Here is a 21,775-nt window from a genome sequence, read left to right on the forward strand (position 1 = left end):
AGTTGCATTGTTATTTACGTTATTTTACACGCAGATTATTTTACATGAAATTAAACTTTTCTTAATAATTTATCTATTGTTACTTTTGCGCACTAATTGTGTCTAACAGTCATATGCAGAAAACGTCTATACTTGAAATCTGGAAGGAAACCTGGAACTCCCCGGTTAAGCGCCTGCAGTTGACGGCGATAATGGTGCTGATTCCCGTTTTTTCTATTTTTCTTCCCCATTTCTTTGCTTTTATTGAAAAACGAAATGGGGTAGTTTTACATGACCGGGTGTTGGCTAACATAGCGCCTCACAATGTTTCTTTATTGATATTTATCATTATTTGGTCAATGATCCTGCTGATATTATACAGGGCGATACATAAACCTTCTATTTTTATTACCTATTGCCTAACCCTGGCCATGGTTACCGTTGCACGGGTTTTATGTATCAGCATGGTGCCCCTGTCGCCCCCGGTAGGCTTAATTCCGTTATCTGATCCGCTGAGCGGCGCGTTTTACGGGGAAGCGTCAGTAACTAAAGACCTCTTTTTTTCAGGCCATACGGCTACCCTAATGCTTATATTTTTATGCCTCGAAAAACCGGTTGATAAAATAATAGGCCTTTTAGCTACCATAACGGTAGCCTACCTTTTGTTGGTACAGCATATTCATTATACTGTCGATGTAGTTACCGCTCCAGTTGTTGTATATCTTCTTTACAGGTTTAACTTTTATTTTCTATATAAATATAAGCGGTCAAAAAATGAGCCGGTCCGGGCCTATGATATTGTTGAATAAGCGTTAGTGCTTTTCTACTTTATTTTAACATAAACATGTTTATTGTTTCCCTTGCCTGATTCCCTTTCATCAAAATCAAATTTATTAAGGCTTTTGATTAAAGGCAGCATTTTGGCAAACCCGTAATTTCTCGAGTCGAAATCGGGTTTCTTTTTCAGGATCTGTGTGCCCAGGTTTCCCAAATGCGCCCAGCCGTTTTCATCGGCAATGTCGGCAATGCTATCGCGTAAGAGCTTTACCAGTTCCTGGCCAACTTTATCTATCGGCGCCGATTTTTGGCTTCCGCGTTTTTTCGAAGGCCGTGTTTTCCGGTCTTCGTCAGGGGTGGCTGCGGCATCTTCCTTCAATATTTCAATATAGATAAACTTGTCGCAGGCGGTAATAAAAGGAATCAATGTTTTCTTTTCGCCTATGCCTATTACTTTCATACCGGCTTCGCGCAGCCTGATGGCGAGGCGCGTAAAATCACTATCGCTTGATACAATGCAAAAGCCATCTACCTTGCCCGAGTATAAAATATCCATCGCATCGATGATCATGGCGCTGTCGCTTGAGTTTTTGCCGGTGGAATAACTGTACTGTTGTATGGGGGTAATGGCATTTTCCAGCAAAACCGTTTTCCACCCGGATACGGTGGGTTTGGTCCAGTCGGCGTAGATCCTTTTAAAAGTAGGGGTGCCGTACTTGGCTATTTCCTCAAACATTTGTTTAACGTTGGCATAAGGAACATTATCCGCGTCGATTAAAACAGCAAGCCGGAGATCTTTGATCAAATCCATATCTATTCTTTTTGATATTTTTTATCCGCTTACTTTTCGGGGCCAACCGGCAAACGGGCATCTAAAGGTATCTATATTTTGACGTTTATTGCGCTTTATTTGATGTGAAAAGGGTAATATTTTGACCAAAATCCTATGATTATACCGCATTTTTTAGTGATTTATCTGGCAAATCACTAAAACGATAACATGATTTTGACCGGTTTACAAGGCAAGCCCCGATATTTTATTGTTTTTTTTCAGTCTGAGACATTATAACTTCATTAGAAAAACAAACCAAACATACAGCATCCGAAATATTCCTCATATTTGTTATTATGGCCAATATCTGTTTAGTTGAAGATGAGCAAAAAGTAGCAGCCTTTATCTGCAAAGGCCTTGAAGAAAATAATTATAAAGTAAAAACGGCTAAGGACGGGGCCTCCGCAAAAGTAATGCTGCAAGCGGCTGAATTTGATCTGCTGATCCTTGACGTTATGCTGCCCGATATCAGCGGCATAGAATTGTGCAGGCAAATACGGCAAACCGATACAAAAACACCTATCATGATGCTTACCGCGCTTGATCAGGTTCAAAACAAGGTGTCGGGCTTAAAGGCCGGGGCGGACGATTATTTGGTGAAGCCGTTTCACTTTATTGAATTGCTGGCACGTATCGAAGCCTTACTGAGAAGGAAAATTGTGAATGATACGGAAGAACATATTCTTGAATTTGAAGATCTGAAATTAGATACCTGGAGCAATATCGCCGAAAGAGGCGGCAAACAGGTTGCTTTAACATCAAAGGAGTTTTCACTGCTCGAGTTGTTTCTGCGGCATCCCAATAAGGTATTGTCCCGCGAATATATTGCTGAACAGGTTTGGAAAATTGATTTTGATACGGGCACCAATTTTATTGATGTTTACGTAAATTATTTGCGCAATAAAATTGAAAAGGGACACAAAAATAAATTGATCCATACGGTTATAGGAATGGGTTATGTTTTAAAGGGTGAAAAATAGATAATGTCTATAGCTATATCTGTTCTCTTTAGCATTTGGTTAGTGTTGTCTGCTACTACAGTGTAAAATCATGAAGATAAAGAACCGGCTATCACTTTATTTTACAGCCATAAGTGCCATTGTGTTGCTAATTGTTGAAGTGGCTATATGCATTACTTATAATTCTCTGGTCAAATCCGATTTCTATGATCATTTAATGGTGCGGGCGTATATTGCCGCGCAGCGTTATCTGGAGGCTGATGAAATTTCAGCTGACTCATTAAGCCATGTGAAATTGAGGTATCTGCAGGCCCTCCCCAATGAGGTGATAAGGTTTTATAACGATAAAAACCGGGCAGCTTTTATAAATGAAAAGGACCAGTTTTGGGCGCCATCGCTGATCAATGAGGTGCGTAAAAGGAAACAAATTGAATTTGCCGAAAGAGGGCGGCAAAACGCCGGGATTTATTATTACGATAACCAGGGCAACTTTGTAATTCTCGTTTCGGCTGTTGATGTAGAAGGGAATAAAAGAACAAAGGACCTTGTTAAAAGTATGGCGATACTATTGATAGGTGTAACAGCCGGCTTGTTTCTCATTAGCCGGTGGTTTGCGCAAAAAGCATTGCAGCCTATTGATAAGGTTATTGATCAAATGCGGAAGGTAAGCGCCGGAAACTTGAGTCTGCGGGTTGATGAAGGGAAAGGCAAGGATGAAATAAGTGCGCTTGCCCATAATTTTAACCAGTTATTAGAACATCTTGAAAACGCATTCGAACTGCAGCAAACCTTTGTCATCAATGCCTCACATGAGTTAAGGACTCCCATAACAACCATTATTGGTGAAATCGAAATCGCCTTAAATAAACTGCGGTCCCATGCCGAATATGAACAGGTGCTGCAATCTGTTTTAACTGATGCTGAAAGGCTGAACGGAACCATTACTGTGCTGCTGGAATTGGCAAACGTTGATATGAACTATACCCAGCCTGCCCTTAAGCCGGTTGCAATGGATGAATTAATATGGGAGCTGAATGACTATTGGCTTGCAAAAAAAGGTAAAGGTATGTTTAACATTAATATATTGCACTTGCCTGAGGATCACGAAAACTTACAGCTCCTGGCCAACAAATCGTTATTGGCCATCGCTTTTAATAATATCATTGGCAACGCTTATAAATTTTCGCGGAATAAGCCTGTGCAATGCGATTTTTATGCTGATGATAAAGAAATTGTGATCAACATTACAGATACAGGGATCGGTATATTACCCGAGGAGATCGCTAAAATTTTCAAGTCTTTTTACCGCGGAAAAAATGTAGAAGGATATAATGGCAGTGGAATAGGTTTGTATGTAACCTACAAAATCATTAGCCTTTGTAATGGCACTATTTCAGTTAATTCTGTTCCAGACAAGCAGACCATTGTTACTATCCAATTCAAGCGCTGAATTCTAACCGTATTCTAATCTCACTTTAATTTAGCTTTAATACAGGTGGTTTAACTTTGTCCCATCTGTACTAACATGTTCAAAATAGCTATTCGTCCTTTATTCCTGGTTTCATTTTACCTATTATTTACGGTTTTCAGAGCCAGCGCACAAAAGGCGCCTGATACTTTAAAGGTTAGCATTGCACATGCTGAAGACCTTTTCCTGAAAAACAACCTGAAAATTATAATACAACGTTATAATATTGACATTGCTGGCGCACAGGTAATCACGGCCCGCTTATTTCCCAATCCTGATTTTAGTTTCAACAACGGCATCCATACCAGTGATGTAACGCAGGGCCCGGCTTTTAAGGATCAGTCGTTTAGTGTTTCGCAGCTATTTACAGCTGCGGGCAAACGGAATAAAAATATACAGCTGGCAAAAATTGGTGTCGATCAGGCTAAATACCAGTTTTTTGACCTGCTGCGTACATTGAAATTTACGCTGAGGAATGATTTTTATAATATTTATTTCCAGGAGCAATCGGCAAAAGTTTATAATGACGAAATCAGTTCCCTCGCAAAAACCTTAACTGTTTTTAAAGAGCAGTATAATAAAGGAAATGTGGCCGAAAAAGAGGTGCTGCGGATCCAGTCGCAATTATACACCCTGCAGGCAGAATACAACAACTTACTGGTGGGCATTGATACCGTTCAAAGCGAATTTAAAATGCTGGTTAAAGCCAGTCCGGATACCTACATCCGGCCGGTGTATAATTACGACCTTGATGGAAAGAGTATCGTGGAAATGGTACCCTACCAGGCGATGCTCGATTCGGCCTATTCGAACAGGTATGACCTCAAGCTGGCAAAAATCAACGTTGATTACAACAACATGAACCTGCAATTGCAAAAGGCAGCCGCAGTTCCCGATTTCTCTTTATCGCTTAATTATGACAAATATGGCAGTTACGGCACCAATTTTATTGGTGCAGGAGTAGAATTTAACCTGCCGTTTTTTAACCGCAACCAGGGGAACATTAAACAGGCACGTATCGCCATTGATCAAAGCAAGGTGCAATTGCAAAGCCAGCAGGACCAACTGCAAAGTGACCTGGCAACGAAGTACCGCGGCGCTCTCCGGCTCGAGAAATTGTATAATAGTTTCGACCCCCGGTTTAAACAAAATTTTAACCACCTGATTCAGGAAGTTTTTAAAAACTATGAAAAAAGGAATATTGGTTTGTTGGAGTTCCTTGATTTTTACGACTCCTATAAAACCAATACCCTGCAATTAAATGCGCTGGAGTTGAACCGCATTGTGACGCTCGAGCAACTTAATTATGTTACAGGCACCCCTTTTTTTAACAACTAATCCATCAAAATGACTACGTACCCTTATTTGAAAATAACAACCATTGCTGCGGCTTTTCTAGCCGCGGCGATGGTTTTACAGAGCTGTCATCATGCGGAGACACCTGAAAAAGACAGCAAATTCCGGGTTACTGACAGCTTTCTGAGCAGCCTGCTGGTTGATACGGTGCAGGAGGCAAGCGCGTTATCACAAATAACATTAACCGGTAATATTGCTCCTGATGAAACTAAAATGGTGAAAATATTTCCGATGGTAAGCGGAGTGGCCGGAATTGTAAAAGTGCAATTGGGCGATGTTGTACAAAGGGGGCAAACCCTGGCCATATTGAGGAGCCCCGAAATGGCCGGTTATACAAAAGACTATATTTCATCGGCAGCTGATGTAAGAAATACCCGCCGGATATTGGAATCAACCCAGGATATGTACAAAGGCGGCCTCGCCTCGCAAAAGGATCTGGAACAGGCACAATCTGACTATCAGAAAGCTTTAGCCGAAAACAAACGTGCCGGCGCAGTTATCTCCATCAATAAAAGCAACGAGAACGGATACCAGGTTAAGGCACCCATCCCTGGGTTTTTGGTTGAAAAAAACCTAACCAGTAATACGCAGGTAAGGGCCGATAACAGCCAAAACCTGTTTACAATAGCCGATCTTTCATCAGTATATGTACTGGTAAATGTTTATGAATCAGACATCTCAAAGATCCAGCCCGGCGACCATGTAAAGATTACTACGCTATCCTATCCTAATAAAGTATTTAATGGCAATATTGATAAGATCGATAATATGCTCGACCCGGATAATAAGGTAATGCACGCGCGGATCAAAATAAACAATCCTGGTAATCTGCTTAAGCCCGGTATGTTCGCCAATATCCTGATCAAGGCCAAATCTGCCGAGGAGCTTCCATTTATCGACAGGAACGCCCTCGTTTTTGACAACGACAAAAATTATGCGCTGGTAATTGACGGTAAAGCGAAAGTACATATCCAGCCGGTTAAAGTGGCGAAAACGGTTGAGGACAGAGCGTATATAAGCAGCGGGCTAAAGCCGGGGGATAAGATCGTCGCCTCCAGGCAGGTGTATTTATACGAATCACTTAAAGACTGACAGAAGAATTTCGGATGTCGGATGTTCCATTTCGAATTTTTAAAAAACGAAGTTAAATCCGCGACCGGCTCTAAAAATATTGAAATAACGAAGTTAAAAAGTAAGATTTCGAATCGGCAAAACGAGCCATTACAACATAATCATGTAATGACAACATCCGAAATGGAACATCCGAAATCCGAAATAAAAAAACATGAATAAATTTATAAAAAACATACTCGCTTTTGCCCTCAAAAACAGATTTTTCATATTTTTTGTAACGGCATTAATGGCTGTTGCGGGATATATCGGTTTTAGGACAATCAGTATCGATGCTTTTCCTGACGTTACCAATACATCTGTTGTTATTATAACACAATGGCCAGGCAGAAGCGCCGAAGAGGTCGAAAAATTTGTTACCCGGCCCATTGAGCTTGCACTGAACCCGGCTGAAAAAAAGGTGAGTATAAGGTCGTCATCTCTATTCGGCCTTTCGGTGGTGACCATTACTTTTGATGACGGGATTGATTATCCGGAGGCCCGGTTGCAGGTAAATAACCATATCGGCGATGCAGATCTGCCTGATGGCGTCAGTCCATCTATAGAGCCGCCTTATGGCCCAACCGGCGAAATATACAGGTTCACGTTAACCAGCAACAAAAGGTCGTCCCGTGAATTGAAAACACTTGAAGACTGGGTGGTAGCACGCGAGATCCGCGCTGTGCCGGGTGTGGCCGATGTAAACAGCTTTGGCGGGCAAGTAAAGACCTACCAGATCACCATCGACCCCCAGAAGGCGGTGCAGTATAACGTAACCCCTTTGCAGCTGTATGACGCAGTATCAAAAAGCAATGTAAACGTTGGCGGTGATGTGATCGACCAGGGAGGCCAGGCTTTTGCCGTGCGGGGGATAGGCTTACTCAACAATATTGATGAGATTAAAAATGTAGTAATTAACAATATTAAGGGCACACCGATATATGTAAAAACAGTTGCTGAAGTAACAGAATCAGCATTGCCGCGGCTTGGCCAGGTTGGCCGGGATAAAGACCCCGATGTTGTTGAAGGAATTGTGGTGATGCGCAAAGGTGGCAACCCCAGTATGGTGATCAAAGCACTTAAAGATAAAATATACGAGCTCAACCACTCCATTTTGCCGGATGATGTAAAGCTCAGTACATTTTACGACCGTGAAGACCTGGTGAATTTTGCTACCAATACCGTATTGCACAATATGGCCGAGGGGATCATCTTGGTAACGGTTATCGTTCTCCTGTTTATGGCCGATTGGCGTACCACGCTCATCGTTTCGCTCATCATTCCGCTGGCGCTTTTGTTTGCTTTTATCTGCCTCAAATTAAAAGGCATGTCAGCCAACCTGCTTTCATTGGGGGCCATCGACTTTGGTATTATTATCGATGGTGCAGTGGTAATGGTAGAAGGGATCTTCGTCGTGCTTGATCACAGGGCAAAAGAGATCGGCATGCCAGCTTTTAATAAAATGAGCGAGCTTGGCTTAATCAAGCGGGCCGCGCTGGTAAATGGTAAAGGCATATTTTTTGCGAAACTAATTATCATCACCGGCCTGTTGCCCATTTTTAGTTTTGAAAAAGTGGAAGGAAAAATGTTCTCCCCTTTAGCCTGGACCCTGGGTTTCGCCCTGCTGGGCGCCGTTATTTTAACATTCACCTTTGTGCCGGCATTGGCCAGCGTTTTGCTGCGTAAAGATGTAAAAGAAAGGCACAATATTTTTGTTGAGTTTATCACCAAAAATGCCATGCGCTTTTATGGTTTTTGTTTTAAGGGGCGCAGGATAGTTTTCCCGGTGGCGCTTATTGCCCTGGTGATTAGCCTGGGCTGTTTTAGCCTTTTGGGTACCGAATTTTTGCCCGAATTGAACGAAGGAGCGATATATGTGCGTGCTACCGGCCCTTTAAGTATTTCGTTAAAAGAATCGGTCAAACTGGCTAATGAAATGCGCAGGATCTTTTTAAGTTTCGATGAGGTAAAGCAGGTAATGTCGCAAACAGGCAGGCCAAATGATGGCACCGATGCAACAGGCTTTTATAACATTGAATACCATGTGGATATTTACCCGGAGGGCCAATGGAAATTAAAAGAGACCAAAGAACAGCTGATACGGCGGATGCAGGAAAAACTAAAAGCATTCCCGGGTATCGACCTTAACTTTTCCCAGCCGATCTCTGATAATGTGGAAGAAGCTGTGTCGGGCGTTAAAGGCTCAATCGTTGTAAAAATGTTTGGCGATAATTACAAGTATATCGAAAGCAAAGAAATTATTATCGATTCAGTTTTAAAAACGGTTAAGGGGATCGAGGATCTTGGGGTAATGCACAATATGGGCCAGCCTGAACTGCAGATAGACCTGAACCAACAAAAAATGGCGCAATATGGGGTAACCGCCTCGGATGCCAACGCGGTAATTGAAATGGCGATAGGCGGCAAAGCCGTTACGCAGATTTATGAAGGAGAACAAAAGTTCGACCTCCGAATCCGTTACCCGGAGGATTTCAGGAACAATGAGGAATCGATAGGTGACCTCCGGGTTCCCACACTGAACAACAATACGGTTCCCCTTCGTGAAATCTCGTCCATTCAAAAAATTACCGGTATCAGCATGATCTACCGCGACCATAACCAGCGTTACGGAGCCATCAAGTTCTCTATTCGCGGCAGGGATATGGGCAGCACCGTTAAAGAAGCGCGGGATAAAGTAAATGCCCGCCTGAACCTGCCAAAGGGCTATACCCTAGAATGGGCCGGCGACTTTGAAAACCAACAGCGCGCCACCAAAAGGCTGAGCGAGGTAGTGCCCATAAGTTTGCTTATCATTTTCTTTATCCTTTTTATCCTGTTCGGTAACTTCAGGGATTCGTTGCTGGTGCTAAATAATGTGCCATTTGCTATTATGGGCGGCATACTGGCATTATTAATTACTGGCATTAACTTTAATATTTCGGCGGGCATCGGGTTCATCGCCCTGTTTGGCATCTGTGTACAAAATGGGGTTATCCTGATTTCCAAATTTAAAAGCAACATCGCCGAATTGAGGCACCATACCCATTGGACATCGTTTGCTGTAGCTATTAAAGATGGCGTAGCCGACAGGCTGCGCCCGGTGGTAATGACAGCGATGATGGCGGCTATTGGTCTATTACCAGCAGCCATGTCGCACGGTATTGGCTCCGAAGCCTCAAAACCGCTGGCCATCGTGGTTATCGGCGGGTTGATCACCAATACCATATTTAACCTGTTTGTATTCCCGATTGTATTCTTCTGGTCGTACCGCAAACGTGTTGAAAGTGGTATCGTAAGCCGGATCTGATCATTTAGACTAATACCCCTATAAATATATCAATTAGTGTTGTTGAAGGCGGTGCAGTGAAAGCTGCACTCGCCGGAGACGGTTTTTGAAATTTCGGAGGCTGTTAAGGCCTCAACCTGTTAATTATTAGGATAGAGCAGATTAAGTGGCTGTGCCGTACAGCTTAAATTATTTCGATTAGAGATGAGTACAATTGAAATTTATCGTCTGTAGTAACAATTGTAAGATTTTCATCTTTAGCAATAGCAATTAAGAACCGGTCGAAAGGATCCCTATGTTCCTGAAATAATGGTAAATGCTGGTATGAAAATATATGTTCGTTCTTTAGTGGCAAGAGTTCAAACCCATTAGCCAACAATTGATCGGCCACCATTTGTATATCAGGAACGAAGTCAGGCAGTTTATTTATATTTTTCTTTATAGCAATTTCCATCAGGCTGACCTGACTTACTAAAATCCTGTTCGAATTATTTTCAAGTAATTCTTTATGTTTTTCGGAAAGCGGAGAATGGATATCGAAAGACCAGATAAGAATTTGGGTATCTACCAGTAAATTCATTTCTACATATAATCTTTTAGATCACCCAATGGCTCATTGAAATCATCAGGTATGGTCACCTTTCCTTCCAAACCACCTAATTTTCTTTTGGGTGACTGGTTTTTTGCTGTTTCCCCGGTAAGAAATGTCACCATAACCTCGGTCTTGGTTTTTACCGGCGGAGTTTCCTCAAGCACTATCTGCCCGTGATCATAATATCCCTTTATCGTGGTAAGCATTACTTATTTATTGTTCGATACACAAATATAATAAAATTCCATCGTTTAAAATTTTCTCAAAACGTCAATTGTCTCTTATTTTGAAAGGCTCACAGATCTATATTTTGCTAAATATTCATAAATTTAAGCAACCTGAGAACTGGCTTTTTTATGGAGAATATTTATTGCCATTCTCTTTTATATAAATGTGCGAAAGTAAAAAGCAATGATCATCCGCATTATCGAAAAAACCGAATATCTTAAAGTACGCAAACTTTACGAGGCTTGCAATTATAACGGCGGCCTGCAGGATGATGACATGGTTGTAATAGCCGAAGACGATGAATTAATTGGCGCAGTAAGGATATGCCCGGAGCATGGCGTGAAAATTTTGCGCGGCATGCAAATAGATAGCGCCTGCCGGGGTAAGGGCATAGGCACATTGATGCTTAAATTCCTGCGGGAAAATATTGACATGAAGGATTGTTATTGCATCCCCTATAAGCACCTCAAAGCATTTTACGGGCAGATAGGATTCGGGGAAATATCGCCGGGCGAAGCGCCCGGTTTTCTGGCGGAGAGATTAAAAAAATATTCAGATCATGGATTGGACGTAATGCTCATGAAAATAAAAGCCTAAAAAAATAGAGTCAAAACCTTTAACCTTTCGCCTTTAACCTTTATCCTTTCACCTAAAAAATCACTCCGCCCGCAAACTCACCACCGGGTTTCCATTAGCTGCTTTTATGGTTTTAAAAGCAATAGTGGCAAATGCAATAAGGATGCCTGCGGATAACGATACCGCGAACATCCACCAGCTGATTTGCGCCCGGTAAGAAAAATCCTGCAGCCACTTGTTCATCAGATACCAGGCTAAGGGCCAGGCGATGATATTGGCAATGAGGATCAGTTTGAGGTATTGCTTTGAGAAAAGCATCACAATATTACTTACGCTGGCGCCCACAACCTTGCGGATACCGATTTCCCTGGCTTTTTGGGTAACCGAATAGGTAACCAGCCCCAACAAACCCAGGCATGAAATAAAGATGGCAATAAAGGTAAAAATGCTGCTCATTTGCTGCGTGCGTTTGTCCTGGTCGTAATCACTTTGAAAAATCTGATCCAAAAACCCGTAAGAAAATGGCGTATCGGGGTTTAAACCCTTCCATTTTGCGGACGCGAATTGGATAGCGGCAGCTGCGTGCCTCCCATCAATTTTTGCGACGATAGTGCTGCACCTTAAAGGGTTTACCCCCATTATGGCACATGGCCCGATGCCAGCACGCAAAGAAAAATAATGATAGTTTTTAACGATCCCCACAATCCTATAAGTATAAACCAGGCCGTTATGCAAGTGCGAAACATATTTGCCCGGCGCTGTGGCCGGGTCAAAACCTAATAACCTGGCAGCCTCTTCGTTCAATACAATTTGTTTGCCAAAATCATGCAGTTCCATATCTTCATGCATATTGGTATTTGTGAATTCCTCGTGGCCAAAGTTGCTGCCGGCAACCAGTTGCAGGCCGAGCGTTTGGATATAGTTGGTGTCGGCAAAATCAAGAAAAACGATTTGTTTATCGTTGATGGTTTTGTCGGCCGGATACAAATTCATATCGCCGGAAACCAGGGGTGCAGCGGCGTCGGTTACCGATTTAAAGTTTGCGTTTTTACGGAGCTGATCGGCCAGCAGGGCACTGTTTTTTTGCGAAGCCCCGCTGTTAAGAGTAAGTACCAATTGCTGATCCTTGCTCGCAATCTTTTTAGGAGTTTCAGATATTAGCAAGTGCTAAATAGTGCTCCTGTCAACTTTATTCCTCATGCCAGTATTTGCCAAAAAGCTGTTTGGTAGTCTTAATAAATCTATTACTGAATACAGGCTTAGATAAATTATTGGTTTTTAAATCATAAATAATCGGGGTAGTTTCCATTTTATCATCCCCGTCGTTCATATGCTCCCGCCCGACCGCGTATATTAACACCTTGTTCGTTTCCTTGATCAATTTCCAACTCCATACATTATAATTTTCAGGAGAAATTTGCCTGAAATTATTTCCTGCCTTATCTGATATAAAAAGGTAGACAGGATCGCCATCATCGAGCACACCATTTTTGTTGGCATCATTAACCGTAACGGAATAATAAATATGTTTTTCGTCCATCCTATGGCCATTTTCCTCAGTATTGTCATTCGAGGATTGATCAACGCTGTATTCCCTTATCAGCATCTTTCTTGTAGAATCAAGCAAGTGATATTGCTGAGTTTGCGTGTTCAGGAAAACCATGTTCCATTGATATGATCCGCCTCTTGATTTAAAGCTATTGTCGTCATGTTTAATTTCAAGCGGAAACATTACGTATGAAGACGTGTCAATTTGAACCGCCTGCCCAAAACTGAGTATAGTTTGACTGGCTTCTTTCTGCACAGGTGTTTTTGAATGGTCTTTTGAGTGTTGTTTTTCCTCGTGTGGCCCTTTACAACCGCAAAGTGCTGAGCATATTAATAGCATCGTTAATGTTTTATTCATCTGGTTTAAGCTAAGTAATTGTTTAATAACGAATAATTTATAACGAAAATATCGGGGGTAAAAAATTATCTTAAATACAAACAGAAACTCCGGGTATATAATTGAACGCAAAAAAGCCTTCCGGCGGAAGGCTTTTTGTTGTTCGTGCGCATGTGGTTAACAACTGCACGTAACAATATTAGGATTAGGAACTTTTTGTGGTAATTAGCCGGCAGTTAAATCATCCTGTCAGTACTTCAATATAATATACCCGGTTTTACGTTTTGTTATACCATTAACCTTGTAACTTAACGTATAAAAATAGGTGCCGGCGCGTTGTATCGCCCCGTTCTTGCTGGAATGCCCGTCAAACGCTTTCGAGCTGTTGTTATATCCCTACGCTTCAAATACCGGCTCGCCGGAAGTAGTCATAATGGACAGGTTGTTGTCAGGGTATTTACCTATCCCGTCAATAACCAGGAAATCGTTAACACCGTCACCATTTGGTGATATTGCCGGATGTACAACAACATCCGCATCGTCAAACAAAGGCTTATCAGGCGACCTGGCTACGCTTACTGCTTGGTAAACGCTGTTAAGCGGTCCTCCTAAAATAAGGCCAGGTGTCCCGGCCTTATAAATTGTTACGAGGTAAGTTTTAGTTTTGCCGGCGCTGTTATCGGCAATTACTACCTCAATTTTATTGGCCCCCGGAGATAAGCTAATGGGGTTTGATGGTGTTCCCGGTGTCACTACCGCGTTTTTGATATACATTGCGCTAACATTACCCAAATCATTTGCCGTGACCGTGATGGAGGCAACCGTACTATCAACGCTGGCGGTATAGGTGAATACTGCAGGATCAAACGCAGGAGACAAAGTGCCGGCGCTTAATAGCAGGCTGTTTACTATAAAACCAGGGTCGCCAGGCTTAATGATCACCAGCTGGTAAGATTTGTTGTGGCCGCTTGAACCCTTGACATAAACGCTGGTTAAATTGGCGCCCTCGCCCAAAAACAAAGGCAAAAAAGTGCCGGACGAGAGCTTTTCTCCATTAATATATACTTCTGCATTCGGATCGACAGTAAAACCGGCTACGTGTGCATATTGGGTGTCGCTGCTTACGGTTGTCGTATAATTTAGCGTATCCGTATTGAATGCCGGCGAAATAGTGCTCTCCGTTATTTGAAGATCAGAAAGATTTCCGTCAGTTGGGTTTTGTTTGACTACCGTCAGTATATAGTCTTTAATATCCCCGCTTTCTGCTTTTACTTCAATAGTTATTGTATTTGACCCGGGAGCTAGCGCAATGGGAGCCGACCAGGATCCGGAGGCTACTGTCAATCCGTTAACAGTGACTGTAGCCACATTGCTGGCGGTAAAAGGTTTTACAGCAATGTTTGGGGTAGCAAGCATTACAGTGTCGGCATAACTGGCAATTGTATGGTCAAAAACAGGCGCCAGTGTACCTTCGTTTACCCTCAAGCCGCCAAGATTGTTATTAGTGGATGGTGCCCGGGTTACTGTCACTGTATAGGTATTTACCGCGCCGTTTTGAGCGGTTACTGCAATGCTGATGGTATTTACACCTACGTTTAAATTGATCGGTAAAGAGGGCGTGCCCGAATTTAACGGCGACCCATTGACCGTTGCTGTTGCATCAGGGCTGTTTGTTTGAAGAGTAACGGTTGTTGAAGTTGTTGTATTTCTGACGGAGGTGGCATAGGTAGTTACACCTGGGTTAAATCGCCGCTGTAATGTCATGCCGCTTAATGATAGGTTTGACAGTGTAGCGTCAGATGACTGCGCACGGCTAACCATTACGGTGTAAGTTTTAGTAGTTCCGTTTTGGGCCGTTACCACTATATTGATTTGATTAACGCCAACGGCTAAGCTTACTGCGTCAAAGGTATTTCCAGAAATCGGATAAGTGCCATTTACAGTTACCGAAGCATATGCGTCCTGGGCAAAGGCCTTTATGGTAACTGATGAAGTAGCATTACCCACCGATGCCGTATAAGTGGTAACGGGCGCGCTGAATGCCGGTGATTTAGATACACCGACGATCTGCAGCTCAGCTAGATTGTTATTGGATGATTGTGCCCGGGTTACCGTTAGGTTGTACGATTTTTGTGTCACGCCGTCACGTGCGGTTAAGGTAGCGGTAATGGAATTGTCCCCGACAGCTAACGCAATGGGAGCCGTCGGCGATCCTGAAGCAACGAGTGTTCCATTGATAACTACTATTTCTCCTGAAATAGCGGTAACAGGAGTTACCGTAATGCTGGTGGTTAATGTGGTAACTTTTACAGCATATACCGTTTTCGCCGGATTAAATAGAGGATTCAAAGCCCCTGCACTCACCTGCAAAGCAGAAAGGTTGTCGTTTGTGGCATCCTGCGCAAATAATTTTAAAGGTGCAGTGATGGTAATGAATAAGGCTATAAATAAGAGATGCCTGACCGGCAATTTTATTTTGGCGGTAGCAAAGCCGGTTGACGGGAACCACTGTGATTTGGTCATTATGTTGTTGATTTTCTCCTTATTTATTTTGCCCGCCCTTTTGACGGGTTTAAATGCCCTTTAAACGGCTCCAGGGCACTTTTTACCCTACTAAAATGTTAAGAATTGTCTGGCGCTTTCCCGCCTTTTAGCAAGTGGCGGTTTTAAGTCTATAAATGGTGGGATTGGGGGAGTATCGTAACTCTCCCCGCCGTTATTAGTGCCGGTTTCCCCGGCACCGATTTTATTACCTGTCAGAATGTAGGTTATCTGATTAGCGACGAATCTAAATGACAAAGTAACAGAAGGGGCCGAAAGGTGCAGCCCCAATAACTTATATAGTAATCAGGAAGATCGTTTTATCTGAATCAGGACTATGAAACCGTAATTTCGCCCCTCAAATCCATTTCCAGGTACTCCTTTACTAATTTAGGATCCTCATACTGGCCCAGCAGGTACATCATTTTGGTAACTGCCGATTCGTAGGTCATATCATAGCCATTAGCTACGCCTACATCTTTCAGGTGGCGGCTGGTTTCGTAACGGCCAAGCTCAACGGTGCCTACTTTACACTGGGAGATATCAAGGATCACTTTGCCGCTGTCTATAGCATTTTTAAGCAGGGTAACAAACCATTCGTCGGTAGTGGTATTGCCGGCGCCGAAGGTCTCCATTACAATGCCGCGCACATCTGCGGTTAATATGGTTTCCACAACCTTCGGGCTGATGCCCGGATATAATTTCAGTACAGCCACATCGCTTACCAGGTTTTTATGGACTATTAAAGGGGCGCCTTCTTTCGGGTGTTTAATATCATTCAGGCTAAACTTCAGGTGAACGCCTGATTCGGCAAGGATAGGATAATTGGGCGAACGGAACGCTTCAAATTTGGATGAATTGTATTTAAACGACCGGTTTCCGCGGAATAATTTGTAATCAAAATAGATACATACTTCGGGCACACGGGCTCGGTCATTTTTTTTCGCTTTAGCTATTTCAATGGCCGTCATCAAATTTTCCTTCGCGTCTGTACGAACAGCGCTGATAGGTAATTGCGACCCGGTAAATATGACAGGTTTGCCCAGGTTTTCGAGCATAAAGCTTAAAACCGATGCGGTAAATGCCATCGTATCGGAGCCGTGAAGGATCACAAAGCCATCAACCGTATCATAATTACTCTGAATTAAACCGGCAAGCTCGCTCCAGATCGCAGGGTTCATGTTGGAAGAGTCGATGATCTCATCAAAAGAGTGTACCTGGATCTTGCAGTTCAATTTTTCAAGTTCAGGCACATTATCCATGATCTGCTCAAAATTGATGGGTTTGAGTACCTTAGTAACAGGGTCGCTCATCATACCAATGGTACCGCCGGTATAAATGATCAGGATCTGGCTCATGTTTATGGGTTCATGGTTGATAGTTCATGGTTCATGGCAAAAAGTCAATTATATGAACAAAAAATAAATCTATTTAAAAAAAACTAAACGCCGAAAATCAACTTTGAATTTTCAGTAGTTACAGTTGCTACTTTTTCTATACTTATCTGCAGTACATCGGCAACTTTTTGGGCCACAAATACAAGGTACGCGCTTTCATTGGGCTTACCCCTGTGCGGAACGGGCGCAAGGTACGGAGAATCTGTTTCCAAAACTATCCGGCTGATGTCAATTTGCGCCACAACTTCGGCCAGGCCCGAGTTTTTGTAAGTAACCACACCGCCGATGCCCAGGTAAAAGCCTAATTCGATAACTTTATGAGCCTGTTCAACGTTGCCGGTAAAACAATGGAAAATACCGTGTAAATCTTCACCCTGTTCTTGTTGCAGCGCTTCAAAAACTTCGTTGAAAGCATCGCGGCAGTGGATTACGATCGGTAATTTGAGCTTCTTTGCCCAGGCAATTTGTGCTTTAAAGGCTTTTATTTGTTCAGCAAGGGTACTTTTATCCCAGTAAAGATCAATGCCAATTTCACCTATTGCATAAATTTTATGCTCACCAGCCGCCTGTTTTATCGTATTCAATTCTTCTTCCCAGCCATCTTTTACCGAACAGGGGTGCAGCCCGAGCATCGGGTAACACATATCCGGGTAGGTTGCGGCCAGGTCAAAAACTTTTGGGACAGATACGGCATCGACGTTTGGTAAAAACAGGCGCTCCACGTTATTGCTGATACAGCGTTCCACCAGGCCGGCACGCTTTTGCAGGTCGTTTTCGTAATAAAGATGGGTGTGGGTATCAGTAAGCAGCATAGTGCAAAAATAAGAAAGCCTCCCGGATTTATGAGGAGGCTTTTTGATTAACTTTTTTTCTTTACCGGATATTTTTTATGAACCGGCTTTTGATTTATGGCGGCCGGTTTCTTTACAGCGGGTTTGGCAACCACCAGATGTTTAACAGGTTTTACTTTAACAAGTTCCAGGTCAAAAACTAGTGTGCTAAAAGGTGTTATCGCGCCCATTCCCTGCGCACCGTAAGCCAGGGAAGAAGGGATTACAAAAGTGGCCTTCGAGCCTTCGTTCAATAACAGCAAGCCTTCATCCCAGCCGGGGATAACGCCACCGGCACCAACGATTACCTCGTAAGGCTCATAAGTGCGGCCGGGTTGATTTAAACCTGATGCTTTTGCTATGGATTCAATGCTGGTATCAAAAATTTTATCATCGAGCCCGCGGCCTGCATAATTTACCAGCAGCGTGTCGCCTTTTTGTGGTTTAAGTTTTAGCGATGGCTTGGTGATCACATACTTTAACCCCGAGGGGGTAGTTTTTAAAACAAGTTTATGGCTTGCTATATATGCTGCGGCAGCAACTGCTTCGTTAGCCTGCAGTTTTGCTTCTTCAGCTTTGGCCTTTTCCATCTCAGCATTTCTTTCGGCGATAGCATCGTTCAGCGACTGTATTTTTTCTACCTTTAAAACAAACACCAGGTTACTCCCTTTAGGGAAAAACGCCGGGCGCTGGGCGTCATGGCCTTTAAATACGGAATCGGTAGGGATCTTTACCTCAACACTGTCATTTAATGCCAGATTTGGAAATACTTCCATCAAATTAACTTCGGCGATATCCTTTAGGCCCTCAATTGGTAAAACCTGTGCCTTGCCTTTGTTTCCGGTAATAAAAGAACTCATCAGTATGGAATCCTTATCCGTTTTTTGAATAAAGTCAAAAGTTATTACATCGTTAACTTTTATTTTATCACCAGTATTATGGGTAAATACCCGGTAGGTTGCGCCATGCGGAGTATGCTGTACGTCAGTTTGAGCACGCGCGTTAACAGCAAGGCCCAATGTCAGAATAAAGAGGATATATTTCATCGGAAATAAAAAAAGGCCCTCCTTTTTAGGGGAAGGCCACATTTAATTGAATATTATTTCTTAACAGGTTGTTGCTGTTGTGGCTGGCCCATCATTGGCGGAGCAACTGGTTTTGGAGCGTTTGGATTTGGATGAACAATGTCAATCAATTCTACTTCAAATACAAGCGGCGTAAACGGGCCAATCATTTGATTGCCACGTTCGCCATAGGCAAGGTTTGATGGCATAATAAAAGTAGCCTTGGCGCCTTTTCCAACCAATAGCAGTGCTTCATTCAATCCTGGAATCATACCCGGAGTGCCAAGCGGGAAACGCAAAGGTTTGTAAGGATTCATCGGGTTAATAGGCAATTTGGCTTTAACAGCTTCAGATTTGATGCTGGTATCAAAAACTTTGCCGTTCAAATATTTACCTACATAAGCTACAGCCACGGTATCGCCGTTTGCAGGTTTTGGTTCCGAGCTTTCTTTGGTAATCACATAATTAAGCCCTGAAGCTGTCGTAGTAACTTTAAGGTTGTTATCAGCAATATATTTTTTGATTTTTGCCGGTTCCTGCTTTTTGGCTACATCCATCAATGAAGTTACATAAGCCTGGCAACGGCCGTTAAATACTGTCTGGTCGAGGTTGCCTTTCTGGATAACTTTTTCAACTTTTACAATAAAGATCATGTATTTGCCTTTCATTCCGGCAGGGCGCGGGTGGCCTGCGCTCAATGAATCAAGGTCGGTTTTAATAACCGCGCTGTCACCTTCACTCAGGTAGCTGATTCCTGCAAAAACATCACCTTTACCACTTGGTTTTGGCACTATTTGTGAAAATTGCTGGCCGGTTTCGAATGAACTCTGCAATACAGAATCAGCGTCATTCTTAACGATATAATTGATGCTGATAAAGTCGCCTGGCTGTACGCTTGGGCCCGATTTGTCAGATACAATTTGATAAAGCAACCCGTGTTGCCCTTTTTTAAATCCATTACAACTTGCTAATCCAATTGCAGCAAGTGCTAAAAACATCAGGTTTTTTTTCATTTTTACTTTATTAATAGTTTTTTATACTCAGGTAATATTTGTTTAAATTGATTGATTACATTTTCAAGGCTGTCTTCTGAATGACCGCCGGCTGCGTTAAAATGGCCACCGCCGTTAAAATACTTCCTGCAGATCGCATTCGCAGGGATATCTCCCTTTGATCTTAACGAAAGTTTTACCTTATCCTTGCGTTCAATTATAAAAGCAGCCAGTTTTATGCCGGCAATGGATAATGCATAATTTACAATTCCTTCGGTATCGCCCGTTTGGATATCGTATTTCTCCAGGTCCTGCCTGGTAACGTGGAAGATAGCGGTATTAAATTCGTACAAAACCTCCAAACGTTCTGACAGGCAAAGGCCCAGGAAACGCAGGCGGTTTTCGGGTGAGTTGTTATAAACCAAATCATATATGCGCCAGTTTACGGCACCCGCGTCAATCAGGTCGGCCGTAATGCGGTGCACCGCCGATGTTGTATTTGGCAGATGGAACGATGCCGAGTCGGTTAAAATACCGGCATACAGGCAACTGGCCACATCCTTATTTACCAGTTCTTTATGTTTGAGTTCTTCAACTATAAAGGTATAAACTAACTGCGCAGTAGCACATGCGCCGATATTCCAGTAGCGGTAATCGTCAAAATCCTCCGGCTCCAGGTGATGGTCAATCATCACCTTATACGCTGCGCTTTTACCTACCAGTTCGCCCAATTCATTAATCCTGCCCAAAGCATTAAAATCAAGGCAGAAGATGATTTTGGCTTCGCTGACCAGGGCAGCCGCTTGCTCTAAATGTTCCGTATAGATGATTACGCCATCATTACCCGGCATCCAGTTAAAGTAGGCCGGGTAATCGGTTGGGGTGATCACGGTTACATGGTGCCCCTGTTGTATCAAATAATTATATAAACCTAACGACGAGCCTATAGCATCACCATCAGGTTTGTGATGAGTAGTAATTACTATTTTTTGAGGCTGCGCTAAAAGTTCAATAAGCGAGGCTATACTTAACATTCAATTTTAAAAAAGAGCTGCAAAGCTAAATAAATAAATTAAATACAGCGAGTTAATTAATGTTAAAGCAATATGCTTTAAATGCCAACGCTTATTGATTTTTGATCTTTTTATGGTTGCTCGTTTTTTTCAATCCGGTTTGTCCGCTACCTGGCCTCATTCGGATAAAATATCTCCTATCATTTTTTACATACTTTGGTTTAAATGAAAAACCCTACTTTTGCGGGCAATTTGAAAAAGTAAGCGGCGGAGCCGGGTTTGATCCTTAAAAATAGCGAGCTTTCTAACGGCAACTTAACACTGCTACTGCCATTTAAACAAACAATGCATTTATAACGCAAAAAAATATGAGCACTAATAAAACTTTTACCATGATTAAACCTGATGCCGTTGCGAACGGGCATACAGGTGCTATTTTAGACCATATTATAAAAGGTGGTTTTAAAATTATAGCTATGAAATATTTGGCCCTGAGCAAAGAAACTGCCGGCAAATTTTACGAAGTTCACAAAGAACGCCCTTTTTATGGCGAGCTGGTTGATTTTATGTCGTCCGGCCCGATTGTTGCAGCAATACTGGAAAAAGACAACGCTGTTGAAGATTTCAGGAAACTGATCGGTGCTACCGACCCGGCAAAAGCTGATAAAGGAACGATCCGTAATTTATATGCTGAATCAATCGGCGCCAATGCAATCCATGGCTCCGACTCTGATGAAAATGCTAAAATTGAAGGAGATTTTTATTTTTCGGCACTAGAGAAATTTTAATTTTTACAGCAAGCCGGTGGAAATGTTAACAAATTGATACACCGGCTTGTTCTTTTATTTTGTTTATTTAAAAAAAATAAATATTTTTATAAAGTTATGGTA

19 protein-coding genes are annotated in these 21,775 nt (G+C 42.5%); 8 read left to right on the plus strand and 11 right to left on the minus strand.

Annotated elements, in window-relative coordinates; genetic code table 11:
- The first annotated feature begins 113 nt into the window (after positions 1-113).
- Positions 114-788 (plus strand): phosphatase PAP2-related protein, encoded by a 675-nt coding sequence (locus tag QZY09_RS18630; protein ID WP_295674787.1) that lies wholly within the window; start codon positions 114-116, stop codon positions 786-788.
- A 14-nt stretch (positions 789-802) separates the two neighbouring features.
- Here the strand turns inward: QZY09_RS18630 and QZY09_RS18635 are convergent, their stop codons facing one another.
- The gene (locus QZY09_RS18635; RefSeq protein ID WP_295674788.1) at positions 803-1,567 is read right to left on the minus strand and encodes an NYN domain-containing protein; all 765 of its coding nucleotides are present in this window, start codon (positions 1,565-1,567) and stop codon (positions 803-805) included.
- 317 nt (positions 1,568-1,884) lie between these two features.
- Here QZY09_RS18635 and QZY09_RS18640 point away from each other — a divergent pair, with 317 nt between their 5' ends.
- The 5 genes from QZY09_RS18640 (at position 1,885) to QZY09_RS18660 (ending at position 9,788) form a co-directional block, all read left to right on the plus strand.
- Complete coding sequence (locus tag QZY09_RS18640) at positions 1,885-2,568, plus strand: response regulator transcription factor (protein WP_295674789.1); 684 nt, start codon at positions 1,885-1,887, stop codon at positions 2,566-2,568.
- A 70-nt stretch (positions 2,569-2,638) separates the two neighbouring features.
- Positions 2,639-3,997: an ATP-binding protein gene (locus QZY09_RS18645; protein ID WP_295674790.1), complete on the plus strand. Its 1,359-nt coding sequence runs from the start codon at positions 2,639-2,641 to the stop codon at positions 3,995-3,997.
- A 75-nt stretch (positions 3,998-4,072) separates the two neighbouring features.
- On the plus strand, positions 4,073-5,353 hold the full coding sequence (locus QZY09_RS18650; RefSeq protein WP_295674791.1) for a TolC family protein: 1,281 nt from the start codon (positions 4,073-4,075) through the stop codon (positions 5,351-5,353).
- 9 nt (positions 5,354-5,362) lie between these two features.
- A complete protein-coding gene (locus tag QZY09_RS18655) occupies positions 5,363-6,463 on the plus strand; it encodes an efflux RND transporter periplasmic adaptor subunit (protein ID WP_295674792.1) in 1,101 nt (366 codons plus the stop codon).
- Between the two features lie 193 nt (positions 6,464-6,656).
- Positions 6,657-9,788 carry a CusA/CzcA family heavy metal efflux RND transporter gene (locus tag QZY09_RS18660; RefSeq protein ID WP_295674793.1) on the plus strand — a complete coding sequence of 1,044 codons (3,132 nt, stop codon included), beginning with the start codon at positions 6,657-6,659 and terminating at the stop codon, positions 9,786-9,788.
- A 163-nt stretch (positions 9,789-9,951) separates the two neighbouring features.
- Here the strand turns inward: QZY09_RS18660 and QZY09_RS18665 are convergent, their stop codons facing one another.
- Together QZY09_RS18665 and QZY09_RS18670 are read right to left on the minus strand one after the other, a co-directional pair.
- A complete protein-coding gene (locus QZY09_RS18665) occupies positions 9,952-10,347 on the minus strand; it encodes a type II toxin-antitoxin system VapC family toxin (RefSeq protein WP_295674794.1) in 396 nt (131 codons plus the stop codon).
- A 2-nt stretch (positions 10,348-10,349) separates the two neighbouring features.
- The gene (locus QZY09_RS18670; protein WP_295674795.1) at positions 10,350-10,565 is read right to left on the minus strand and encodes a DUF2281 domain-containing protein; all 216 of its coding nucleotides are present in this window, start codon (positions 10,563-10,565) and stop codon (positions 10,350-10,352) included.
- Positions 10,566-10,770: 205 nt separating this feature from the next.
- Here QZY09_RS18670 and QZY09_RS18675 point away from each other — a divergent pair, with 205 nt between their 5' ends.
- Entirely contained in the window at positions 10,771-11,184 is a 414-nt protein-coding gene (locus QZY09_RS18675) for a GNAT family N-acetyltransferase (protein WP_295674796.1), read from the plus strand.
- Positions 11,185-11,244: 60 nt separating this feature from the next.
- Here the strand turns inward: QZY09_RS18675 and QZY09_RS18680 are convergent, their stop codons facing one another.
- The 8 genes from QZY09_RS18680 to QZY09_RS18715 form a co-directional block, all read right to left on the minus strand.
- Entirely contained in the window at positions 11,245-12,327 is a 1,083-nt protein-coding gene (locus QZY09_RS18680; RefSeq protein WP_295674797.1) for an FtsX-like permease family protein, read from the minus strand.
- A 25-nt stretch (positions 12,328-12,352) separates the two neighbouring features.
- A complete protein-coding gene (locus tag QZY09_RS18685; protein ID WP_295674798.1) occupies positions 12,353-13,069 on the minus strand; it encodes a hypothetical protein in 717 nt (238 codons plus the stop codon).
- 375 nt (positions 13,070-13,444) lie between these two features.
- Entirely contained in the window at positions 13,445-15,571 is a 2,127-nt protein-coding gene (locus QZY09_RS18690) for a cadherin-like beta sandwich domain-containing protein (protein ID WP_295674799.1), read from the minus strand.
- Positions 15,572-15,924: 353 nt separating this feature from the next.
- Positions 15,925-16,947, minus strand: coding sequence for an asparaginase (locus QZY09_RS18695; RefSeq protein ID WP_295674800.1), 1,023 nt, complete (start codon positions 16,945-16,947; stop codon positions 15,925-15,927).
- A gap of 83 nt (positions 16,948-17,030) precedes the next feature.
- The gene (locus tag QZY09_RS18700; RefSeq protein ID WP_295674801.1) at positions 17,031-17,798 is read right to left on the minus strand and encodes a TatD family hydrolase; all 768 of its coding nucleotides are present in this window, start codon (positions 17,796-17,798) and stop codon (positions 17,031-17,033) included.
- A gap of 47 nt (positions 17,799-17,845) precedes the next feature.
- The gene (locus QZY09_RS18705; protein WP_295674802.1) at positions 17,846-18,862 is read right to left on the minus strand and encodes an FKBP-type peptidyl-prolyl cis-trans isomerase; all 1,017 of its coding nucleotides are present in this window, start codon (positions 18,860-18,862) and stop codon (positions 17,846-17,848) included.
- Between the two features lie 53 nt (positions 18,863-18,915).
- A complete protein-coding gene (locus QZY09_RS18710) occupies positions 18,916-19,893 on the minus strand; it encodes an FKBP-type peptidyl-prolyl cis-trans isomerase (RefSeq protein WP_295674803.1) in 978 nt (325 codons plus the stop codon).
- Between the two features lie 2 nt (positions 19,894-19,895).
- Positions 19,896-20,906, minus strand: a complete 1,011-nt coding sequence (locus tag QZY09_RS18715) for a DHH family phosphoesterase (protein ID WP_295674804.1) — start codon at positions 20,904-20,906, stop codon at positions 19,896-19,898.
- Positions 20,907-21,253: 347 nt separating this feature from the next.
- Between QZY09_RS18715 and QZY09_RS18720 the strand changes: the two genes are divergently transcribed.
- Entirely contained in the window at positions 21,254-21,673 is a 420-nt protein-coding gene (locus tag QZY09_RS18720) for a nucleoside-diphosphate kinase (RefSeq protein WP_096349418.1), read from the plus strand.
- Positions 21,674-21,775: the final 102 nt, after the last annotated feature.

Origin of the sequence: uncultured Mucilaginibacter sp. (assembly GCF_903913935.1) — a bacterium.
Lineage (GTDB): Bacteria > Bacteroidota > Bacteroidia > Sphingobacteriales > Sphingobacteriaceae > Mucilaginibacter.

Coding starts and splice junctions, on each gene's coding strand:
- QZY09_RS18630 (WP_295674787.1), top strand. CDS start 114: ATGCAGAAAACGTCTATACTTGAAATCTGGAAGGAAACCTGGAACTCC.
- QZY09_RS18635 (WP_295674788.1), bottom strand. CDS start 1,567: ATGGATTTGATCAAAGATCTCCGGCTTGCTGTTTTAATCGACGCGGAT.
- QZY09_RS18640 (WP_295674789.1), top strand. CDS start 1,885: ATGGCCAATATCTGTTTAGTTGAAGATGAGCAAAAAGTAGCAGCCTTT.
- QZY09_RS18645 (WP_295674790.1), top strand. CDS start 2,639: ATGAAGATAAAGAACCGGCTATCACTTTATTTTACAGCCATAAGTGCC.
- QZY09_RS18650 (WP_295674791.1), top strand. CDS start 4,073: ATGTTCAAAATAGCTATTCGTCCTTTATTCCTGGTTTCATTTTACCTA.
- QZY09_RS18655 (WP_295674792.1), top strand. CDS start 5,363: ATGACTACGTACCCTTATTTGAAAATAACAACCATTGCTGCGGCTTTT.
- QZY09_RS18660 (WP_295674793.1), top strand. CDS start 6,657: ATGAATAAATTTATAAAAAACATACTCGCTTTTGCCCTCAAAAACAGA.
- QZY09_RS18665 (WP_295674794.1), bottom strand. CDS start 10,347: ATGAATTTACTGGTAGATACCCAAATTCTTATCTGGTCTTTCGATATC.
- QZY09_RS18670 (WP_295674795.1), bottom strand. CDS start 10,565: ATGCTTACCACGATAAAGGGATATTATGATCACGGGCAGATAGTGCTT.
- QZY09_RS18675 (WP_295674796.1), top strand. CDS start 10,771: ATGATCATCCGCATTATCGAAAAAACCGAATATCTTAAAGTACGCAAA.
- QZY09_RS18685 (WP_295674798.1), bottom strand. CDS start 13,069: ATGAATAAAACATTAACGATGCTATTAATATGCTCAGCACTTTGCGGT.
- QZY09_RS18690 (WP_295674799.1), bottom strand. CDS start 15,571: ATGACCAAATCACAGTGGTTCCCGTCAACCGGCTTTGCTACCGCCAAA.
- QZY09_RS18695 (WP_295674800.1), bottom strand. CDS start 16,947: ATGAGCCAGATCCTGATCATTTATACCGGCGGTACCATTGGTATGATG.
- QZY09_RS18700 (WP_295674801.1), bottom strand. CDS start 17,798: ATGCTGCTTACTGATACCCACACCCATCTTTATTACGAAAACGACCTG.
- QZY09_RS18705 (WP_295674802.1), bottom strand. CDS start 18,862: ATGAAATATATCCTCTTTATTCTGACATTGGGCCTTGCTGTTAACGCG.
- QZY09_RS18710 (WP_295674803.1), bottom strand. CDS start 19,893: ATGAAAAAAAACCTGATGTTTTTAGCACTTGCTGCAATTGGATTAGCA.
- QZY09_RS18715 (WP_295674804.1), bottom strand. CDS start 20,906: ATGTTAAGTATAGCCTCGCTTATTGAACTTTTAGCGCAGCCTCAAAAA.
- QZY09_RS18720 (WP_096349418.1), top strand. CDS start 21,254: ATGAGCACTAATAAAACTTTTACCATGATTAAACCTGATGCCGTTGCG.